The organism is Myxococcales bacterium (assembly GCA_022563535.1).
Taxonomy (GTDB): domain Bacteria; phylum Myxococcota_A; class UBA9160; order UBA9160; family UBA4427; genus DUBZ01.
Genome location: JADFNE010000002.1, coordinates 123738 through 145065, shown reverse-complemented (window position 1 = coordinate 145065; position 21328 = coordinate 123738). Strand labels below are relative to the sequence as shown.

General features: G+C 61.4%; 14 protein-coding genes. 13 read left to right on the top strand and 1 reads right to left on the bottom strand.

The window, feature by feature from the left end:
* Positions 1–48: 48 nt before the first annotated feature.
* The 11 genes from rfbD (at position 49) to leuA (ending at position 16619) form a co-directional block, all read left to right on the top strand.
* Positions 49–1008: a dTDP-4-dehydrorhamnose reductase gene (gene rfbD, locus IH881_01400; protein ID MCH7866322.1), complete on the top strand. Its 960-nt coding sequence runs from the start codon at positions 49–51 to the stop codon at positions 1006–1008.
* Positions 1005–2813: an elongation factor 4 gene (gene lepA / locus IH881_01395; GenBank protein MCH7866321.1), complete on the top strand. Its 1809-nt coding sequence runs from the start codon at positions 1005–1007 to the stop codon at positions 2811–2813. The genes rfbD and lepA overlap by 4 nt, the downstream gene beginning before the upstream one ends.
* Positions 2810–3658, top strand: coding sequence for a signal peptidase I (gene lepB, locus IH881_01390; protein ID MCH7866320.1), 849 nt, complete (start codon positions 2810–2812; stop codon positions 3656–3658). Before lepA ends, lepB begins: the two co-directional genes overlap by 4 nt.
* A gap of 241 nt (positions 3659–3899) precedes the next feature.
* Positions 3900–4499 carry a bifunctional pyr operon transcriptional regulator/uracil phosphoribosyltransferase PyrR gene (gene pyrR, locus IH881_01385; protein ID MCH7866319.1) on the top strand — a complete coding sequence of 200 codons (600 nt, stop codon included), beginning with the start codon at positions 3900–3902 and terminating at the stop codon, positions 4497–4499.
* Positions 4496–5425 carry an aspartate carbamoyltransferase catalytic subunit gene (locus IH881_01380; GenBank protein ID MCH7866318.1) on the top strand — a complete coding sequence of 310 codons (930 nt, stop codon included), beginning with the start codon at positions 4496–4498 and terminating at the stop codon, positions 5423–5425. The genes pyrR and IH881_01380 overlap by 4 nt, the downstream gene beginning before the upstream one ends.
* Before the next feature lie 30 nt (positions 5426–5455).
* Entirely contained in the window at positions 5456–6799 is a 1344-nt protein-coding gene (locus tag IH881_01375; protein ID MCH7866317.1) for a dihydroorotase, read from the top strand.
* Entirely contained in the window at positions 6796–7992 is a 1197-nt protein-coding gene (carA, locus tag IH881_01370; protein MCH7866316.1) for a glutamine-hydrolyzing carbamoyl-phosphate synthase small subunit, read from the top strand. Before IH881_01375 ends, carA begins: the two co-directional genes overlap by 4 nt.
* Before the next feature lie 53 nt (positions 7993–8045).
* Positions 8046–11276, top strand: a complete 3231-nt coding sequence (carB, locus tag IH881_01365) for a carbamoyl-phosphate synthase large subunit (GenBank protein MCH7866315.1) — start codon at positions 8046–8048, stop codon at positions 11274–11276.
* Positions 11277–11320: 44 nt separating this feature from the next.
* On the top strand, positions 11321–13747 hold the full coding sequence (recG, locus tag IH881_01360; GenBank protein MCH7866314.1) for an ATP-dependent DNA helicase RecG: 2427 nt from the start codon (positions 11321–11323) through the stop codon (positions 13745–13747).
* Positions 13748–13942: 195 nt separating this feature from the next.
* Entirely contained in the window at positions 13943–14398 is a 456-nt protein-coding gene (locus IH881_01355) for a response regulator (GenBank protein ID MCH7866313.1), read from the top strand.
* Between the two features lie 523 nt (positions 14399–14921).
* On the top strand, positions 14922–16619 hold the full coding sequence (gene leuA / locus IH881_01350; protein ID MCH7866312.1) for a 2-isopropylmalate synthase: 1698 nt from the start codon (positions 14922–14924) through the stop codon (positions 16617–16619).
* Between the two features lie 86 nt (positions 16620–16705).
* Here leuA and IH881_01345 read toward each other — a convergent pair whose 3' ends face one another.
* Complete coding sequence (locus IH881_01345; protein MCH7866311.1) at positions 16706–18364, bottom strand: acetolactate synthase large subunit; 1659 nt, start codon at positions 18362–18364, stop codon at positions 16706–16708.
* A gap of 226 nt (positions 18365–18590) precedes the next feature.
* Between IH881_01345 and IH881_01340 the strand changes: the two genes are divergently transcribed.
* Both IH881_01340 and IH881_01335 read left to right on the top strand, forming a co-directional pair.
* Positions 18591–19970 carry an amino acid permease gene (locus IH881_01340; GenBank protein MCH7866310.1) on the top strand — a complete coding sequence of 460 codons (1380 nt, stop codon included), beginning with the start codon at positions 18591–18593 and terminating at the stop codon, positions 19968–19970.
* A 153-nt stretch (positions 19971–20123) separates the two neighbouring features.
* Positions 20124–21257 (top strand): aminotransferase class I/II-fold pyridoxal phosphate-dependent enzyme, encoded by a 1134-nt coding sequence (locus IH881_01335; GenBank protein MCH7866309.1) that lies wholly within the window; start codon positions 20124–20126, stop codon positions 21255–21257.
* Positions 21258–21328 lie beyond the last annotated feature (71 nt).

Below are 21328 nucleotides of genomic sequence, written 5' to 3'. Positions count from 1 at the left end.
GGATCCAGGTGAATCCTCGCATCGCCGCAAAGCCTCGCAGATGAACTCATGACTTCGCACTATCTCGTCCTCGGAAAGAATGGCCAACTGGGCCAATGTCTGACGCAGCAACTCGCGCGCATGCCGAATGCCGCGCTGCTGGCGGCCTATGGGCGCGATGAACTCGACATTGCGGATCGCGCAGCGGTGTCGAATCTGGGCAACGGCCTTTCGTTGGATCTCGATCGAGACAACAAATCGAGGGAATCGGTCTGGGTTCTGAACGCGGCGGCTTATACGGCGGTCGATCTTTGTGAATCCGAGAAAGACGCCTGCCACGCCGTCAACGGAGCGGGACCCGGCAATCTGGCCGATTGGTGTCGCGAACACCGAGCGGGGCTCGTGCACCTGTCGACCGACTACGTCTTTGGGGGAGATGCGACTGCGCCGTATCGTGAGACGGATCGGCTGGCACCTGGAACCGAGTACGGTCGCAGCAAACTCGCGGGCGAGCAACGCGTTCTCGAGAGCTTGCCGAGTGCGTGGGTGATACGGACCAGTTGGGTGTTTGGCCCCGGCAAGAACTTTGTCGGAGCGATTGTGCGTCAGGCTGTCCTGCGCGGAGCGGGGAAGGCCGAAGGGCCACTGAGAGTGGTCGACGATCAGGTGGGTTGTCCCACTTACGCGGCGGATCTGGCGGGTGCGATTCTCGAATTGACGGAGATCAAAGGCGCCAACGAGGGTGGATTGCTTCATCTTTCAAACACCGATCCGTGTACCTTCTGGGATTTCGCCAGGGCGATACTCGACGGCACGGGCTACGGTGATCTCCAGATCGACCGAATCAAGACCGGTGATTTTGTGACCCCTGCGCCGCGGCCGGCGTACTCCGTCCTCGATGGTTCCAAAGCCGAATCCCTGGGCATCAACTTGCGCAGCTGGCGCGAAGCCCTCGACGACTATCTGCAAAGCGAACATTTTGTGGCGCTGCACCGCACGCTCCGCGCGGAGGCGCAAGCGGCCCAATGAAATCGTTTCCCCGAGAATTCATCCGCAACTTCTGCATCGTGGCGCACATCGACCACGGCAAGAGCACACTGGCCGATCGCCTGATGGACGCAACCGGCGCAGTGAGCGAACGCGACAAACAGGAACAACTGCTCGACAGCATGGATATCGAGCGCGAGCGGGGCATCACCATCAAGGCCCAGACCGTGCGAATGGTTTACCGCGCAAACGATGGCCGCGATTATCTGCTCAACCTGATCGACACCCCCGGTCATGTCGATTTTTCCTACGAGGTTTCCCGTTCGCTCTCGGCCTGCGAGGGGGCGATCCTGGTGGTGGACGCCGCTCAGGGGATCGAGGCCCAGACCCTGGCCAACACCTATCTCGCGATTGACGCCGATCTCGAAATCATTCCGGTGGTGAACAAGATCGATCTGCCCTCGGCGGATCCCGATCGCGTGGCCCAGGAAATCGAGGACGTCGTGGGCCTCGACGCCGCCGATGTCATCCCGGTTTCTGCAAAGTCGGGTCAAGGCGTCGGCGACTTGCTCGAAGCCATCGTCGCCAGGGTTCCGCCACCGGCGGGAGATATCGAGGCTCCGACTCGAGCCCTGGTCTTTGACGCCTGGTTCGATACTTACGTGGGCGCGGTGATGTTGGTGCGGGTGATGGAAGGCAAGCTCAAGAAACGAGACCGCATTCGCTTCATGATCAAGGGGACTGAGCGCGAGATCAACCAACTCTTCGTGCTGACGCCGACCCGAGTCGAAATCAACGAGTTGGGTGCGGGAGAAGTGGGCGCCGTGATCGCCGGTGTCAAGACGCTATCGGACGTGAAGGTCGGCGACACGATCACCTGCCTCGACAAACCCGCCAGCGATCCGCTGCCCGGCTTTCAGGAAGTCAAGCCGATGGTGTTCGCCGGCCTGTACCCGGTGATCGCCGAAGACTACGAAGACCTCAAGGCATCGCTGGAAAAACTCAAGATCAACGATTCTTCGTTTGGCTACGAACCGGAAACCAGCATGGCACTCGGGTTTGGTTTTCGCTGCGGCTTCCTCGGTTTCTTGCACGCCGAAATCATTCAGGAGCGGCTCGAGCGCGAGTATCATCTCAATCTCATCACTACCGCGCCAACCGTGCGGTATCGGGTGATACCGAAAAAGGGAGAGCCCTTCGAAATCGAAAGCCCCGCGGCGTTGCCCGACACGATGGATATTCAGGACATCGAAGAACCCGTGGTGCTGGCCACCATCCATGTACCGAGCGAATTTCTCGGTCAGGTTCTCGGCTTGTGCCAGGATCGCCGCGGTGTCCAAAAGGACATGACGGTACACGGGTCGCGGGTGCAGGTTCGATATCTGCTTCCCCTGAATGAGATCGTGACGGACTTCCACGACAAACTGAAGAGCGCGACCCGCGGCTATGGCTCCTTCGACTACGAACTCGAGGGCTACCACCCGGCGCAGTTGATCAAACTCGACATTCTCGTCAACGGCGACCCGGTCGACGCGCTCTCGTTGATCGTCCACCGTGACTACGCCCAGTCTCGGGGCGCCGAACTCACCCGGAAACTCAAGGAGTTCATTCCTCGCCAGCAGTTTACGGTGGCCATCCAGGCTGCCATTGGGACCAAGGTCATCGCGCGCACCACGGTCAAGGCATTGCGCAAGAACGTGACCGCGAAGTGCTACGGTGGCGACATTACGCGCAAGCGAAAGCTGCTCGAGAAGCAAAAGGCTGGAAAAAAGAGAATGAAAATGGTGGGTTCCGTCGAAATTCCCCAGGAAGCTTTCTTGGCTGCGCTAAAACTTGGTGACTCATGAGTTCGTCGAAAGATTCTGCACTCCCCAAGGATGGCGATGAGGACGGTGTGCACGATCCTGGCATTTCTCGTACCGCCGCCATCCGCGAACAGATCACAACCCTCGTGTTGGCCGTGGCCATTGCCTTGACGATTCGCTCCATGGTGATCGAGCCCTTCCGCATACCCTCGGGTTCGATGTTTCCGACCCTGTTGATCGGCGATCACCTGTTCGTCAACAAATTCATTTACGGAGCCAAAATCCCTTTCACCGACTACCGGCTGCCGGGGCTGCGCGCTCCGAAGCGGGGCGACGTCGTGGTGTTCGAGGTAGCCCGAGATTCCGAGAGCCGGGGAACCGGTGGCATTATTCCGGCCGATCGCCGTCCGGGTGCGCCGCGTGAAGACTTTGTAAAGCGAATCGTGGGGCTCCCCGGAGATCGGGTCGAGATCCGACACGGCGATCTCTTCATCAACCACAAACGGGTCGAAAAGGCGCCGCTTGCGCCGACTTTCACAGACGACGAGGGCGTCGAGTTGGATCGCTACGACGAGACCCTGGGCGAGTGTCTACACGAGATGCTCGACGATCCGGGGAAGCGCGGGCTGTCCCGCACCCCGCTGGTGGTGGAGCCCGGTCGCTACTTCATGATGGGCGACAACCGCGACAACTCCAACGACAGCCGGGCGTGGGGCACGGTTCGCCTCGAAGAGATCAAGGGACCGGCGTTCATCATCTACTGGTCGTGGAACTCAGCGGGCAACTTCTTTCATCTGCTCAACCCGTTCAACTGGTTCACCGTCGAAAAACGCTGGAGCCGGGTTTTCCAGGGCATTCACTGCGCCCCGACGGAACTGGAGCGCTAGGTCGACCCATTCTCCAGCTGCAGCGCAGCTCCACCCGCGGGCGATTCATCCGCAGCTTCAGGGCATTCTCAGAGTGAATCGGGCCGATCGATTGACCTGCGCGGGGCAGACGGTATGATGCTCCCGCAACGAGAAACGCACCTTTTAACTTCGTCCTGTGAGACGAAGAAAGGTTCGAACGGACATGCCCACCCAGCCTCCCCCCCATTCGTCTGAATTGTCTCTGTCAGGGACGCGCCCAATGCCTGCCCCGGCAAGCTCCGTTGTTCTCGACGACCTCGCCATCCAGCGCTCTCTCACGCGAATGGCCCACGAGATCGTCGAACGCCACGCGGATCTGTCAAAGCTCTATCTCGTCGCAATTCCCAACGGCGGCGTTCCCCTGGGCCGAATTCTCCAACGGAATCTTGAATCGATCTCCGGCGTCAAATTGCCCCTGGGCATCCTGGATACGACGCTGTACCGCGACGATCTGACGCGCAATGGTGTACGCCCGCCGCTGCGGATCACCGAAATGCCCTCGTCGGTGGACGAGCGAGTGGTGCTAATCGTCGAAGACGTCGTGAGCACCGGACGAACGATTCGCGCCGCAATGGATGCGATGATCGATTTCGGCCGACCCACGAGCGTGCAGGTCGTGGCGTTGGTCGATCGCGGCCACCGCGAGCTACCGATCAAGATCGACTACGTGGGCAAGAACATCCCCACCTCAGTCGGAGACAAGGTCAAGTTTCGCGGCAAGGACGGCGGCGAACTCGAGGCGCCATTTGAAGTCGTCTTGATCGCGAATGAAACATCCGACCGGAACCCGGCCGGCGATTCATTGGAGGCAAATCCATGATCGGCAGGGATCTCCTCGGCATTGCCGACCTCTCACGGGAGCAAATCGAATCGATCCTCGAGACCGCGGTCAGGATGCAGGAAGTCGGAAGGCGCGAAATCAAGAAGGTCCCCTCGCTGCGCGGTCGCACCATCATCAACCTCTTCTTCGAAGACTCGACGCGCACCCGCTCTAGTTTCGAGATTGCAGGCAAACGCCTTTCCGCAGACGTGGTCAATTTTTCGCCCTCGAGTTCGAGCCTCAATAAGGCGGAGAGCATTCTCGATACCGCGAAAACCCTGGACGCGATGGATCCCGATTGCGTGGTGGTCCGGCACAAGGTCGCAGGGGTTCCTCAGCGCATCGCCGAGTTGCTCAAGGCTCCGGTGATCAATGCCGGGGACGGGGCGCACGAGCATCCCACCCAGGCCCTGCTCGACTTGCTCACGGTGTATCAAGAAAAAGGTCGCCTGGACGGCCTCACAGTCGCCATCATTGGCGACATCGCTCACTCCCGGGTGGCGCGCTCGAATATCTATGGTTTCTCCAAAATGGGTGCCGAGGTGCGGGTCGCCGGTCCGCCGTCGATGTTGCCCGCCCAGATCGAGGGACTTGGAGTCAAGGCCTACACATCTCTGCGCGAAGTGCTCGAGGGTGCCGATGTCATCATGGCGCTGCGGATCCAGAACGAGCGATTCAAGGGCGCCTTCTTCCCGAGCATTCGCGAATACTCCGCGACCTTTGGACTCGACCGGGCCAAGCTCCGCTACGCAAACGAAGACGCGATCGTGATGCACCCCGGACCGGTCAATCGCGGCGTCGAACTTTCTCATGAGCTCACGGATCACCGACCGAGCGTGATTCTCGACCAGGTGCGCAACGGAGTCGCTTTGCGCATGGCTTTGCTCTACCTGATCACGGGACGCAAACCTGATGAATCGAAGTAGTTTTTCCGATCAGCCGCCGCCGCGTAGCCAATGGTGGACCGTGAGTACGAACCCTCGAAGACGAGTTGGAGTAACACAGTGAAGCGAATCCTGATTCGCGGGGGCCGCATCCTCGACCCCGCATCCAATACTGACACCCAGGCCGATCTACTCATCGAGGACGGGAAGATCGCGGCCGTCGCCCCCGGACTGGACCCGGGACTCGCCGAAGTCATCGATGCAACGGGATACTGGGTGGCCCCGGGATTCGTAGACATGCACACGCACCTGCGCGAGCCGGGCCAGGAGTACAAAGAAGACATCCGTTCGGGGGGGCGGGCGGCGGCGGCGGGTGGCTTTACCTCGATCGCCTGCATGGCCAACACCGACCCGGTCAACGACGATCCGGCGGTCACCAAGTTCATCATCGATCAGGCCAAGAAGAACTCTCCGGTGCGGGTCTACCCGATCGCGGCTGCGACGATCGGTCTCGCGGGGGAGACCATGACCGAAATGGTCGCGCTTCACGAAGCCGGGGCAGTGGCCTTTAGCGACGACGGCCGCGGCACCGAGGATGCAAATGTGATGCGTCACCTGCTCGAGTACTCGACGCTGGTCGATGCCGTCATCATCGTGCATGCCGAAGACGAGTGCTTGCGAGCCGAGGGCGTCGTCAACGAGGGCCTCGTCTCTACCAGGCTCGGGTTGCCACCCAATCCGAGTGCGGCCGAAGAGATACGGGTGGCGCGAGACATCGCGCTTACGCGCATGGCTGGCGCACGCCTGCACATCGCCCACGTGAGTACCAAGCGCGCTGTCGACTACATTCGCGAGGCGCGGGACGAGGGTTTGCAGGTGACGGCGGAAGTCTCGCCACATCACTTGACCCTGACAGATTCTGAAACCCTCGGCTTCGACACCAGCACCAAGATGGCGCCACCCTTGCGCTCGAGCGAAGACGTGGCCGCTTGTCGTCAAGGCTTGATCGATGGCGTGATCGACGCTGTGGCGACGGACCACGCTCCACACGCGGTGTACGAGAAAGACGTCGAATTCATTGCCGCGCCGTGTGGCATTCTGGGCTTCGAAACGGCGTACCCAGTGGTGATGGACCTGGTGCGCAGCGGGGACATTACGCCGCTAGCCCTGATGGATCGGATGTCCCTGGGTGCTGTGAAGATCCTGGGTGTGCCCGGCGGCAGTCTCGCAATTGGGGCGGACGCCGACGTCGTCATCCTCGACCCCGAAGCCATCTGGAAGTACGACCCGGCAAACGGCTACTCGAAGAGCCGCAACTCTCCCTGGGCGGGACGGGAAATGGTCGGGCAGGTGGTCTACACCCTGGTCGGTGGCGACGTGGTCTTCGATCGACAGCGAGGAGTTCTTGCGCAATGAACCGCAAGCCCCCCGCTCCCGCCCGGTTGGTCTTGGCCGATGGAACCATCTATCGCGGTCGCGCGTTCGGTGCTTCCGCCTGCCGTCACGGTGAAGTCGTCTTCAATACGAGCATGACCGGCTACCAGGAAATCGTGAGCGACCCCTCCTACGCCGGCCAGATCGTGACGATGACCTATACCCAGATCGGCAACGTCGGCGTCAACCCCGACGACGCAGAGTCCCGCAGGCAATTTCTATCTGGCTTCGTCATCAAGGAACTGTCGTCGGCGCCGAGTAACTACCGCTCGCGAGGTTCTCTCTGCGATCTGCTCGCCGAATCGCGTGTGCCCGGCATCTCGGGGATCGACACGCGCGCGCTGGTCCGGCGAATTCGAGACCACGGCGCTCAAGTTGGCGTGCTCAGCACCGATCCCGCACAGCAAGATGAAGAGGAGTTGCTCGCCCTGGCGCGAACCTCCCCGGGCCTGGACGGACGCGACCTGGTCGCGGAAGTTACCTGCGAAGCGCCCTATGGCTGGAGCGAAGGCCGCTGGCCGGGCATCGAGGGTCAGCTGCCAAGAGCGCCTCGCCCGACGCCGACTTTCAAACTGGTGGCCTACGACTTTGGCATAAAGCGGAATATTTTGCGCTTGCTAGTCGACCACGGATTCGACGTGACCGTCGTGCCCGCGACGACGTCGGCAGCCGAGGCCCTGGCGCTCGAGCCCGATGCCATCTTTTTGTCTAACGGCCCCGGGGATCCGGCAGCAGTAGAGGGCGTGCAGTCCAACGTTCGGGAACTGGTCCGGGCCAAGCCCACGTTTGGAATTTGTCTCGGCCATCAGATTCTGGGACTCGCCCTCGGCGGTCGCACCCGCAAGCTCAAGTTCGGTCATCACGGCGGCAATCAGCCCGGACAAGACCTGGCCACCAAGAAGGTCGCGATCTGCGCCGAAAATCACGGATACGCGGTCGAAGCCGAATCCCTGCGCGAGGCCGGAGAGCCGGTCGAGATTACCCATGTCAACTTGAACGACGGCACGGTCGAAGGGCTTGCCCATCGCGAACTTCCGCTGTTCTCCGTGCAATATCACCCCGAGGCGTCACCTGGTCCTCACGATGCGTCCTATCTATTTGGCCGCTTTCGCGAAATGGTCGGGCGGGTGCTTTCGGGGGAGAAGGTCTCGGGCGCCGAGATCTGCGGATTCTAATTTCTGTGGCCGGAGCGACGCACTCGCCACCGCCGATCGAGGATTGAACCAAGTTGCCGAAGCGAGAAGACATCAAAACCATCATGGTGATCGGCAGTGGACCGATCGTGATCGGTCAGGCGTGCGAGTTCGACTACTCGGGGACCCAGGCCTGCAAGGCCTTGCGAGAAGAGGGCTACCGGGTCGTCCTGCTCAATTCGAATCCCGCCACCATCATGACCGATCCCGAAACCGCCGAGCGCACCTACATCGAGCCGATGACGGTGGAGGTGGTCGACCGCATCTTCGAGATCGAAAAGCCCGACGTGCTGCTTCCGACAATCGGCGGTCAGACCGCACTCAACCTCACGATCGATCTGTATGAAGCGGGCGTGCTGAAAAAACACGGCGTCGAGCTGATCGGTGCGAGCCTCGATGCCATCCGCAAGGCTGAGGATCGCGAACTGTTTCGCCAGGCGATGGAGAACATCTCGCTCAAGGTTCCGAACTCGGGCCTGGCGCACTCTCTCGAAGAGGCGAGGGAAATCGTCGCCGAAACCGGCATCCCCGCGATTATCCGCCCGAGCTTTACGATGGGCGGTACTGGTGGGAGCGTCTGCATGGAGGAGGCCGACTTCGACCGCCTGGTGCAGTGGGCGCTCGACCAGTCGCCGAGCCACGAATGTTTGATCGAGCAGAGCGTGCTGGGTTGGAAGGAATACGAACTCGAGATGATGCGCGACAAGGCGGACAACGTCGTGGTCGTGTGCACGATCGAAAACTTCGATGCGATGGGAGTCCATACCGGTGATTCCATCACTGTCGCTCCCGCCCAGACCCTGACCGACCGCGAGTACCAGGAAATGCGCGATGCTGCCGCTGCGATCATGCGCGAGATTGGCGTCGACACCGGGGGCTCGAACGTGCAGTTTGGAGTCAACCCCGACGACGGCAGTCTGATCGTGATCGAGATGAACCCGAGGGTGTCGCGCTCATCGGCTTTGGCTTCGAAGGCCACCGGCTTTCCGATCGCCAAGATCGCGGCCAAGCTGGCGGTCGGATACACCCTCGACGAGATTCGCAACGACATCACCCGGGAAACCCCGGCGAGCTTCGAACCCACGATCGATTACGTAGTCACCAAGATACCGCGCTTCACATTCGAAAAATTCCCCAACGCGGACAGCACGCTCACCACCCAGATGAAGTCGGTGGGGGAAGTGATGGCGATCGGGAGAACCTTCAAGGAGAGCCTGCAAAAGGCGATTCGATCCCTCGAAGTCGGCCACGCGGGTTTCGAATCGCCGGATCTTCCCGAGGGCGCTGCGGGGGATGAAATGCTCTGGGATTCGATCGATACCCCGCGGCCCGGGAGACCCTGGGCCATGATGGAAGCCTTGCGCCGGGGCGCCACGGTGGACGAACTCTACCGACGCACCGGGATCGACCCCTGGTTTTTGCGCCAGCTCGACGAGATCAGCGAGATGGAATCGCAGCTGTCCATGACGAGCTCTGGTGATCGACCCGAGATCCTTCGCGAAGCGAAGCAAATGGGCTTTTCGGACAAGCGGCTGGCCCAATTGTGGAACCTCGACGAATCGAACGTTCGGGCACTGCGCATCGAGAACGGGATCATTCCGGTTTACAAGCGCGTGGACACCTGCGGCGCCGAGTTCCACGCCGATACGCCGTACCTTTATTCGACCTACGAGGACGAGTGTGAGGCCTGGGTCAGCGATCGCAAGAAGGTGATCATCCTGGGCGGCGGACCCAACCGCATAGGCCAGGGGATCGAGTTCGACTACTGCTGTGTGCACGCGGTAATGGCCCTCAAAGAAGCAGGTTTCGAAACCATCATGGTCAACTGCAACCCGGAAACAGTTTCCACGGACTACGACACCAGCGATCGCCTCTACTTCGAACCGCTGACCCTCGAAGACGTGCTCTCAATTGTCGACAAGGAACAGCCCTTCGGCGTGATCGTTCAGTTTGGCGGGCAGACGCCGCTCAAGCTCGCAGTGGCGCTAGAAGAAGCGGGGGTTCCCATCTTGGGGACTTCGCCTGATGCGATCGATCGGGCAGAGGACCGGGAACGTTTTGACGATTTGCTCGAAAAGCTGCAGCTCAAGCGCCCCGCCGGCGCCGTTGCGCGAAGTGCTGAAGAGGCGGAGCGCGTGGCTTCACGCATCGGGTATCCGGTGCTGGTGCGCCCTTCGTATGTATTGGGTGGACGCGCCATGCAGATCGTCCAGGACGTTGAGGCCCTGCGCGACTACATGCGCTTCGCGGTAAAGGCGTCCCCCGAGCATCCCGTGCTGGTCGATCGCTTTCTCGCCGACGCGATCGAAGTCGATGTCGATGCGATCTGCGACGGAACCCGCGTGGTGATCGGCGCAATCATGGAGCACATCGAAGAAGCGGGTGTCCACTCGGGAGACAGTGCCTGCTCGCTGCCGCCGTACTCCCTCGACGGTGCGATCATCGATGAAATTTTGACTGCGACGCGCCGACTCGCTCTCGAACTCGGCGTGCGAGGGCTGATGAACGTCCAGTATGCGATCAAGAACGGCGAATTGTACGTCATCGAAGTGAACCCCCGCGCATCGCGCACGGTGCCGTTTGTCTCGAAGGCGATCGGTCGTCCACTCGCCAAGCTCGCAGCCAGGGTCATGATCGGGGAGAGCCTCGAATCACTCCGATTCACTCGAGAGATCGTGCCGAACTACTTCTCGGTAAAAGAAGCCGTACTTCCCTTTGTGAAGTTTCCGGGCGTCGACACCCTGCTCGGACCGGAGATGAAGAGCACCGGCGAAGTGATGGGGATCGATTCCGATTTTGGTAGAGCCTACGCCAAGGCCCAGATCCAGGCGGGCAACAGCCTTCCCACAAAGGGGCGACTATTTGTATCCATGCGCAGTGAAGATCACGTGGGCATCGTGGGGCCTGTCAAAGAGTTGATCGACTGCGGGTTCGAAGTGATTGCGACCCAGGGCACCGCAGAGACCCTGACGCGAGCTGGGCTCAGCGTCACCCAGGTCAACAAGGTCTACGAGGGCGCACCTCACTGCGTAGACGAAATCGAGGCTGGCCGCGTTCAACTCGTGTTCAACACCGTGGCTCCGGATCCCAAGGCGATTGGAGACTCGACGTCTATTCGTGTGGCGACACTGCAGCGCGGTGTTCCCTACTGCACCACGCTGGCCGCGGCCCGGGCTTCCGCGGGCGCGATTCGTGCGCTGTGCCGGGGGTCGATCGGTGTGCGGGCGCTCCAGGAGATTCACGCGCATCTTCCCGAAAGCGAGTAGGCGTTCTTGCGACCGGAACAATTACACTGTGTGGGGGCGGCAGCGTGAGTGCGTTTCACGGGGCATCGAAGCAACTGCTTCGCCCGCTTGCAAACGCCTCCGCGCGAAATTTTTCCGCCCTGGAAAAACTGTCCGACCTGGCCGCGGATGTGCGCCGCGCCTGTTCGCACTTCGACAATCTTGCGCTTCCCGAGGATCTGCGAGGGAGTGTGCGGGCACTCGCCGCCGACTTCACGCCCGAACTCGAAGGGCCCGCCCTGCGCGCCGCGGTCGCTTGCGCGATCGCGAAAGTCGAGGAGTGGTCGCAGCCCGAGTTCGCAGAACGCCTGCTCGCGCGGCCGGTGACCGCGGTCTCAGGAGTGGGGCCCAAGCGCGCCAAGTTGTTGGGCAGTCGTGGCCTGCGCACGGTGTCCGATCTCGTCTTTTATTTGCCGACCGACTACGACGACCGTCGCGCGCTGGCCAAGGTATGCGACCTCGAAGTCGGCCGACGCGCCACCTTCATCGGTGAGATCAGGAGCTTCGGCAGCAAATCTCTTCGCTCGGGGGGGCGCCATCGACGCATTCTCGAAGTGGTGATCGGCGACGAAACCGGCTCCATCAACTTGAAATGGTTTCAGTCGGCGGGGGCGATCGAGAAGGAACTCGAACCCGGGGCCCTGTTCCTGGTGACGGGAGACGTCAAGCGATACCGCTTCACCAAGGAGATCATCCACCCCGAACTCGAGCGCATCGGCGCGACCGGGGAGGCAGAGGAAAACGGCGAAGCCGATTTCGAGCAAACGGCCGATCGTCACCGCAACATCGTCCCGCATTATCCCGCACCCGAAGGCATTCCTCCGCGAACCCTGCGGAAACTGATCCGCAGTGCCGCAGACACGTACTCGGATCTGGTCGAGGGCTGCCTGCCGCAATCTCTGGTCGCCAGTCGCGGACTTCCCGAACCGGGCGCGGCATTGCGGCGCGTGCACGCCCCGGATCTGCACGCGGATCTTTCGCGCTATGAAGAATTCCGATCGCCATCGCACGAGCGTCTGGTACTCGAGGAGTTGTATTTGTTGCAGCTGGGGTTGGTTCTGCGCCGGGCCGCGCGTGCCCAGGTCCCGGGGATTGCGATCGACACCGCGGGAGATCGAGTGCGGGCCGCACCGCAATCGTTGCCCTTTGCGCTGACCTCTGCCCAGGCGCGAGTGTGGCGCGAGATCGCGGCTGATCTTGCAAAGCCCCATCCAATGAATCGACTGTTACAGGGCGACGTGGGTAGCGGCAAGACCGCCATTGCACTGTTGGCGGCGATCGCAGTGGCTGCAGACGGGCGTCAGGCCGCCCTGATGGCCCCCACGGAGCTCTTGGCAGAACAGCACTACCGGAGCCTACAGGCGCTCTCAGGGGCCAATCAGCGGATTCTGGGGCTACGCATCGGGCTGCTCACGGCGTCACTGCCCCGTGCTCGAGCCACGAAATTGCTGGCGTCACTCGCCGCCGGCGAGATCGATTTGATGCTCGGAACCCACGCGCTGATCCAGGACAAAGTGGTGTTTCGCGACTTGGCCCTCGCAATCGTCGATGAACAGCACCGCTTCGGAGTGTTGCAACGGGCGTCACTCATGTTCGGCGCCGAGGGTCGTATTGCGCCACATGTCCTGGTGATGACCGCGACTCCGATTCCCCGGACCCTGGCTCTCACCGGGTACGGCGATCTCGACTTGTCGGTGATCGATGAATTGCCTCCCGGTCGCAGTCCCACGGAGACCCTGCGCATGGGGGATGGGGACGGCGAGCGCATCATGGAATGCATTCGCGATACCGTGGCCCGGGGCGAGCAGGTCTATGTGGTCTATCCGCTGGTCGAAGAAAGCGAGAAGATCGATCTGCGTTCCGCCATGGAATCCGCCGAGCGCATCGGCGCGGCATTTCCAGATCTGCAGGTCGACTTGCTCCACGGTCGCCTCGATCCAGAGCGTCGCAACAGCGTGATGGATCGCTTTTCCCGGGGCCAAATCGACATCCTCGTGGCCACGACTGTGATCGAAGTCGGAGTCGATGTCGCGAATGCGAGCCTGATGGTCATCGAACATGCCGAACGCTTTGGCCTGGCCCAGCTTCACCAGTTGCGCGGCCGGGTGGGGCGCGGTGGGGCAAGCGGCACTTGTCTGCTGGTGTCGCGTGGGGGTGGCGGGGACGCCCGCGCGCGACTCGACGCCATGTTGCGGACGACCGACGGATTCAAAATCGCAGACGCGGATCTCGAAATTCGCGGTCCGGGCGAGTTTCTGGGAACCCGCCAAAGCGGAGACCTGGTCGATCTGCGCATGGCGGATCTGGTCCGCGACGCGGCGTTGGTCGAAGTGGCGCGCGACGCAGCGATCGAGACCATCGCGGCGGATCCGGGATTGGGAAATGCCCCGAGACTGATGCGGGCGGTCGAGGCCCATTGGGGAGAGCGGCTCGCCTTGATCCAGGTCGGCTAGTACAGCTTGCTCATGGGTTCACCGGAATTGATCCTCAGGGATTATCCCGAGCAACGTCTCAGTTTTTATTGAGTTCATCGTTTCTCGTCAAGCTTTCTCACTTTCGATCCGAGCAAATAGATAAGGTGAACGCCTGATAAATCGCTAGATCACAATCCGCGGGGGAGGGGGGCCAAAGTCATAGGAGATCTCCGGATGCGCTGGTCATCAGAACGCCTGGGCCGCAGTCTTGACTCGCGAGAACTGCGAGAAGACCTCGAACTCCAGATCCTGCTGGTAGAAGACAACCCGGACGACGCGGCGCTCATCTGCCATACCTTTGCCCACGCCGAACCGATTCACTTCGAGATTGATACCGCGCGGGATCTCGAGAGCGCGACTCGCTGCGTAGAGCGCTGTCAGTATGACGCCATGTTGCTCGATCTCGGGCTCCCGGACAGCTCGGGGGCGCTCACCTTTCAATGGGCTTGTCCTCATACCACGAGTTGTCCGGTGATTGTCTTGAGCGCGAGCGAAGATCCGCACCTGATCGCGACTGCGGGCAGCTATGGCATCTACGATTACTTGATCAAGGACTACATCAGCCGCAGTTCGCTGCCGGCAACCATCATCGAAGCGATCGCGAGCCACGCGCACCAATTTGGGCACTGACGCGACGGCCCCCCCTGGGCCGGGTCTCAAGTTTCCACCGTGCGCTGCCGAATTGGGCGGGTTGACGAGGCAGACTAGATTGCCTAAATAAACGAGAAGATGTCGAGCCGAGTGCGAACTCACGATCAGAAGCTTCTGAGCCTGCTTTTACTGGCCTTACAGCCCTTAATCAAGCGGGAGGAGGTTCTGTCCGCGTAGCGCTCGACTGGCGACCCTGATCATCACCACGACCAGAACAAAGGGGTCCCGAGCAATCCGCGACACTCGTACAAGCGAAGCGTAGTACAAGAAGCAAAAGCAAGACAAATTGTACGCGAAACCCTCTCCCGCCATATCTGGCCGGAGGGGGTTTCGCGTTTTCAGTTCAACGCTCACGGGTCGGAAACAACCGAAATCGAGTCGAACCGTTTCTTAGATCAGGAGTGTGTCAGTCATGTCGAATCAATTCCGCGAAGTCAGTAAAGTCGGCCCAGCCCCAGAGGTTGTCACGGTTGAAGCATCAGAGAAGTGCTCTGCACCGGGGATGCCCGCTCATCACTACAAGCCCTTTCCGCGGCTCAGCCTGGTGGACCGGGCCTGGCCCGATCGCACGATCGGATGCGCACCGCGCTGGTGCAGCGTCGATTTGCGGGACGGAAACCAGGCCCTGGTCGAACCCATGGGTCCCGAGCGCAAGATGCGGATCTATCGGGGGCTTGTCGATATCGGGTTCAAAGAAATTGAAATCGGTTTTCCGGCGGCTTCGGAGACCGAGTACGAATTCGTGCGCGAACTCATCGAAGGGGGCCACATCCCCGACGACGTCACGATCCAGGTCTTGACCCAGGCCCGGAAAGACCTGATCGTTCCGACCCTCGAATCCATCCGCGGCGCGCGTCGGGCCATCGTCCACGTCTACAACTCCACTTCGGAGTTGCAGCGCAGGGTGGTCTTCGGGCTCGAACGTGACGCCATCGTCGACATCGCAGTTCGCGCAGTGCGACGCGTGAAAGAGTTGGCCGCGGACTTGACCGGAACCGAGGTGATTCTCGAGTACTCACCCGAGAGCTATACCGGAACGGAACCCGATTTTGCGGTCGAAATCTGCGAGGCGGTTCTCGACGAGTGGGGCGCCACGCAAGAGAATCCGGTGATCCTCAACCTGCCTTCTACGGTGGAGATGTCATCGCCCAATATTTACGCGGATCAGGTGGAATATTTCTGCCGTTCACTCTCCCAGCGCGAGCGCGCTGTGATCAGCGTGCATCCGCACAACGATCGGGGCTGCGGCGTCGCGGCGGCCGAACTGGCGTTGATGGCGGGAGCGGAGCGCGTTGAAGGGACCCTGTTTGGCAACGGCGAACGCACGGGCAACGTCTGTGTGGTGACGTTGGCGCTGAACATGATGGCCCAGGGCGTGGACCCCCAGCTCGACTTTGGGGACATCAACCGCGTGGTCGAACTCTCGGAGAGCTGCACTCGGCTGCCCGTTCACCCGCGCCACCCCTACGCGGGCGAGTTGGTATTCACCGCTTTTTCGGGATCCCATCAAGACGCCATTCGGAAGGGGCTCGCGGCACAGGAGAGACAGCGTTCCGAAGAGTGGGAAGTGCCTTACCTGCCGATTGATCCGGCGGATGTCGGACGCGACTACGAAGCCGTGATCCGGATCAACAGCCAGTCGGGCAAAGGCGGGCTCGCCTACCTGATGAAACGCGATCATGGGTTCGATCTGCCGCGCGGGTTGCAGATCGAGTTCAGCAAGAAGGTACAGCGCTTCGCCAACGAGTCGGGGGAGGAAGTCAGTTCGAAGGAACTCGGCGAGATCTTCCGCAGCGAGTATCTCGACGTAAATGGGCCATTCGAGTTGACTGAGATTTCGTGGGATCGCAGCCCAGCTGCTGGCGAGGGTTGCAGGGTTGTTGCGACGGTGTGGAGGGACGGGAAATGCCACTCCCTGGCAGGCACGGGGGGCGGCCCGGTGCACGCGTTCGTCGGGGCGCTGTCTCGAGCGTTCGACATCGAACTCGAGGTGCGAGATTACAGCGAGCACGCACTCGGATCGGGTGCGGATGCCCGGGCAGTGGCCTACGTCGAACTCGCCTGCGCGACAGAAACCGGCTCGGCGTCGTGTTTTGGTGTCGCGACGGACGAGAGCATCGTGACTGCGCCCATTCGCGCGCTGCTCGCCGGATTCAATCGATTGCTCTCGGAAGCGGAGGGGATGAAGGATCGAAACTAGCGCCAGGGCCGGAAGGGCTGCGTCGTCCGAAGGAGATCGCGATTGCGCTGAGAATAGGAAGAGTCCGACAAAACACAGGGCCTGCTTCAGATCATCAGTTCGAGCAGGTGCGGCCCGGGTTCTGCCAACGCCCGGGGGAGTGCCGTTGAAAGGGCCTCGACGCTCTCAATTCTCGTGCCCGGGACACCGCAGCCTTTTGCCAGCGCAACCCAGTCGAGTTCCGGTTGTTCGAGGCTGGTGAGGCTGCGCGCCTTCGGTCCGGGTTCAACGTTCCCCGCGCGCGCGAATTCGATCTGCAAAATACGGTAGGCCCGGTTCGAACACAGTAGTGTGACGACATCGAGGCCTTCTCGCGCCTGAGTCCACAGCGACTGCAGGGTGTACATGCCGCTGCCATCGGCCTGAAGGGCGACAACCTTGCGATCTGGACACGCAACCGCCGCACCGGTGGCGCAGGGCAGCCCCTGGCCAATGGCACCGCCGGTGAGAGACATCAGGCTGTGTCGGTTCGCGCCGACGGACGCCGGGTAAAACGGCAGGGAACTCGTTGCCCCTTCCTCCATTACAATGGCGTTTTCGGGAAGCTGTTGCGCCAACACGGCGCCGATGGATGCGGGATCGAGTGCGGCGCCCGAGCCGGGTCCGGCCGGTGGCTTTACTTCGAGTGCCGCGTCGTCGTCAGCGCCGATACATTTGGCCAATTCGCGCAGGGCCTCGCCTGCGTCGTCGCCGGGCTCTGCCAGTACGAGTTGGCGTTCTTCGTCCACCAAATTACTTTCGATTCCCTCGTAGCCGAAGAAGCTCACCGGTGGGCGAGCACCGGCAAGCACCACGACATCACAATCTGCCAGGGCTTGCTGGGCCTGGTCAGGGAAGTACGGCAGTCGCTCGAAGGCTGGCACCCCCGCTCCGCGCTCCCAGCGCGCGGGAAACGTCTCCACCAGGCACCGGGCTCCAGTTGCGAGTGCGATGCGACCCGCGGCGCGTTGGCCTGCGACCGTGAGAGCGTTGCCTCCGATCAAGAGTCCCACGCGACTGGCTTGCCGAATGCGCTCGGCGGCGGCATCGGGATCGACTGCCTGGGATGAGACCGAAGACCGCTTCGGTCGAGGGTTTCCGGGACGGTCTTCACGAGCGGGCCGCCACTGATGATCTGCCGGAACGATCAGAGTCGACACACCGGCTGGAGGCCCGAGCGCCGCTGCAATCGCGGCGCTGAGATCGGATTCGAGTTGAGCCGGTGAGCTGCTGGTATGCAGCCAGTCGCTGACCGGGCTCGCGATGGAGTTGATGTCAGAGGTGAGGGGCGCGTCGAACTCGCGATGCCAACTCGCCTGATCGCCGATCAGGTTGACGATCGGAGAGCGCGCCCGGCGCGCGTTGTGAAGGTTCGCCACTCCATTGGCGAACCCCGGTCCGAGGTGCAGCAGGGTCAGGGCGGGTTTGCCCGTCATACGACCGTAGCCGTCCGCCGCTCCGGTGCAGACGCCTTCGAACAAACCCAGCACTGCGCGGATTTCGGGCACGCCATCCAACGCTTCCACCAAGGGCAGCTCGGTCGTGCCCGGATTGGCGAAGCAAACTTCGACGCCTGCCCTGGCTGCGGCCCGCATGGCGGCGAGCGCCCCATTCACACTTGCCTCCGGGTCGCCTGTCGCTCCCGCTTCGCTCACCAATTTTGAAGCCCTCGCGCGGTAGGGACGGCCACCTCGCACAGGCGGCACCCCCGACGTCGCTGCGAGCATACACCTTCCCTTGGGGGAGATCCGCCTTTGTGATCGCCACTCGATTGCGGCTGGGCCGCTGCAACCCTCGACGGCCGCCGTGACTCTCGATTTCTCGACGACTGCGCTACAGAAAGCCTTGAGCTGGGCTTACGTTGATGGATTCAAGGCGACGATTTGGTTTATTCAAGGCAATCTTCAAACTCCAGCGACCGATCGCCATGAAGAGACATTCGAGGTAGGGCGCGTGGATCCGGAACCAGACGCGGTGATCGTCGGGGCAGACCCCCGGGACAAACTCAAACGAGAGCTTTCGCTCTCGGATGCGATCTTCCTCGTGGTCGCCTGTGTGATCGGCGCCGGTATCTTCTTCACGCCGGGGCGCGTCGCCGAACTCGTTCCCCATCCCGGCTGGATCCTCGCTGCGTGGTTGATCGGCGGAGTGTTGTCATTGGCGGGTGCGCTCGCCAACGCTGAACTGGGAGCCATGTTTCCACACGCGGGGGGCAACTACGTCTACCTGCGCGAAGGCGTCCATCCGATTGCCGGCTTTCTGGTCGGTTGGTTGAGCTTCTTCGCAATCTTCGCGGGCACGATCGCCGCGCTGTCCGCGGTGGCCGCCGAGGTGATCTGCGCAGGTCTCGGTATTTCGAACGTGTGGATGATTCCAATCGCCATTGGCATCACCTTGGTGTTCTCAGCTTTGAATGTGCCGGGCGTGCGTTCGGGAGCCCGGGCAAACAATCTGATGTCGATCATCAAGATTGTTGCGCTGGTCGTCTTTTGCGTGTTCGGCGCAATGTCGGGGCAGGGCGACTTCTCGCGGCTCATCCCCACGGCCCTTCCAGAGGGCGTTTCCACTCCAACCCTGATGGGACTTGGGCTCGCGATGTCCCCGGTTCTCTTCAGCTATCTGGGGTGGAATTCTTCGGTCTACGTCGCGAGTGAACTGCGCAATCCCGGGCGCAACCTGCCCATCTCGTTGTTTGGCGCCCTGGCGATTTGCACCGGCCTCTATTTGGCGATCAATTGTGTCTATCTCTATGCGCTCCCCCTCGAATCCTTGGTGGGGGTCGTCGACGCGGGGAAAGCCTCGGCGCTGATGTTGTTCGGGCCGATTGGCGGGACTCTGGTCGGCCTGTTCGTGTTGGCCTCGGTTTTGGGTACAACCAACGCAACGATCTTGTTGGGACCGCGGATTGCATATTCAATGGCGCTGGACGGCCTGTTTTTCCGCGGTGTCCAATCGGTGAATCCAAAATTTCGCACACCCGTTGCGGCGATCTGGGTCCAGGCTGCTGCGACGATCGGCATCTTGTTGGTATTGGGGAGCTTCCCCAGCGCGCTCGACTTCACGACGTTCGCGATCCTGCTGGCCTCAATGGCCGACATCGTGGCGCTGTATCGACTGCGCCAGCAGCAGCCCGAAAGATCGCGTCCGTATCGCGCGTGGGGCTATCCGTGGGTTCCCGGTCTCTACTTTCTGAGCATCGCGGCGATCGCTTTGACAATGATTCAGGGCCGCCCCCTCGAATGCCTGATGGGCGCGGGAATGCTCGTCGCCGGGCTGCCTTTCTACTTCCTGTTCATCGCGCTCAATCGGTCGCGAAAGTCGACCTCGGCGTGATCTGCCAGGCGCTTCCGCCGGGCGCCGTGCTCCTGTAACCTCGCGCCCGGTACGGCAAAATCGGACGCGATCCCCATGGCCAAACAGTTTCGACACGACTTCGACAAATTGAAGCGGCTTCCTCCCTACAGCCTGGGGGAGGTGATTGGGCTGATGCGCGCCGCGCGCAGAGCGGGAGAGGACATCGTCGATCTGGGCATGGGGAATCCCGATCTGCCGAGTCCGCCCCATGTGATCGAGAAGATCGTCGAGGCGGCGCACAACCCGAAGAACCACCGCTATTCCGAATCCCGCGGCATTCCCAACCTGCGTGCGGCGATCACTGAATGGTACGACCGTCGTCACGGAGTCACCCTCGACCCCGACGGCGAGGCGATCGCAGTGATCGGCGCCAAGGAAGGCTTTTCGCATTTCGTATTGATGACCGTGGGACCGGGTGACGTGGTATTGTGTCAAGACCCGGCGTATCCCATTCATCAGTACTCGGTGATCATCGCCGGTGGTGACTTGCGCGCGGTACCTTTGACTCCGGATACTGACTTCATCGAGAATCTCGATCAGGCGATCAAGCGCACCTGGCCCAAGCCCAAGCTCTTGATTCTTTCGTTTCCGGCAAATCCCACCACCCAGGTCGTCGATCTCGCGTTCTTTGAGCGCGTCGTCGAATTCGCTCGGGAGCACGACCTGATGGTGCTGCACGATTTCGCGTATGCAGAAATCGCCTTCGATGGTTACAAGCCGCCGAGCATTCTCGAAGTGCCGGGGGCCAAGGACATCGCGATCGAATTTGTCTCGCTATCGAAGAGTCATTCGATGGCGGGTTGGAGAGTGGGGTTTGCCTGCGGCAATCGAGAGATGGTCGGAGCTCTCGCGCGCATCAAGAGCTATCTGGACTACGGTATGCCCCAGTCGATCCAGATCGGGGCCATCAGTGCCTTGCGCGGGCCACAAGACTGCGTCGCTGAGAACGTCCAGGAATACAAAGGGCGGCGGGACGCGCTCGTCGATGGGCTGGGACAACCCGGGGAAGGCATGTGGAAGATCGACAAACCGCTTGCGACGATGTTTGTCTGGGCCAAGATTCCAGAGGCGTTTCGCAGCATGGGTTCACTCGAATTTTCGAAGCTGTTGCTCAAGCAGGCCAAAGTCGCGGTATCTGCGGGTATTGGTTTTGGCGAGACCGGTGAGGGACACGTGCGCTTTGCGCTGGTCGAAAACAAGCATCGCATTCGACAGGCAGTTCGGGGCATTCGCCGTGTCCTGCGCGACGCCGAGGGTTCCGGCTGATTCGGTCATTTTGCGCGCATGAAGCGGCTGCGATCGACTGTCGATTTCGATCAGTCCAGTCTGGCGGTTTT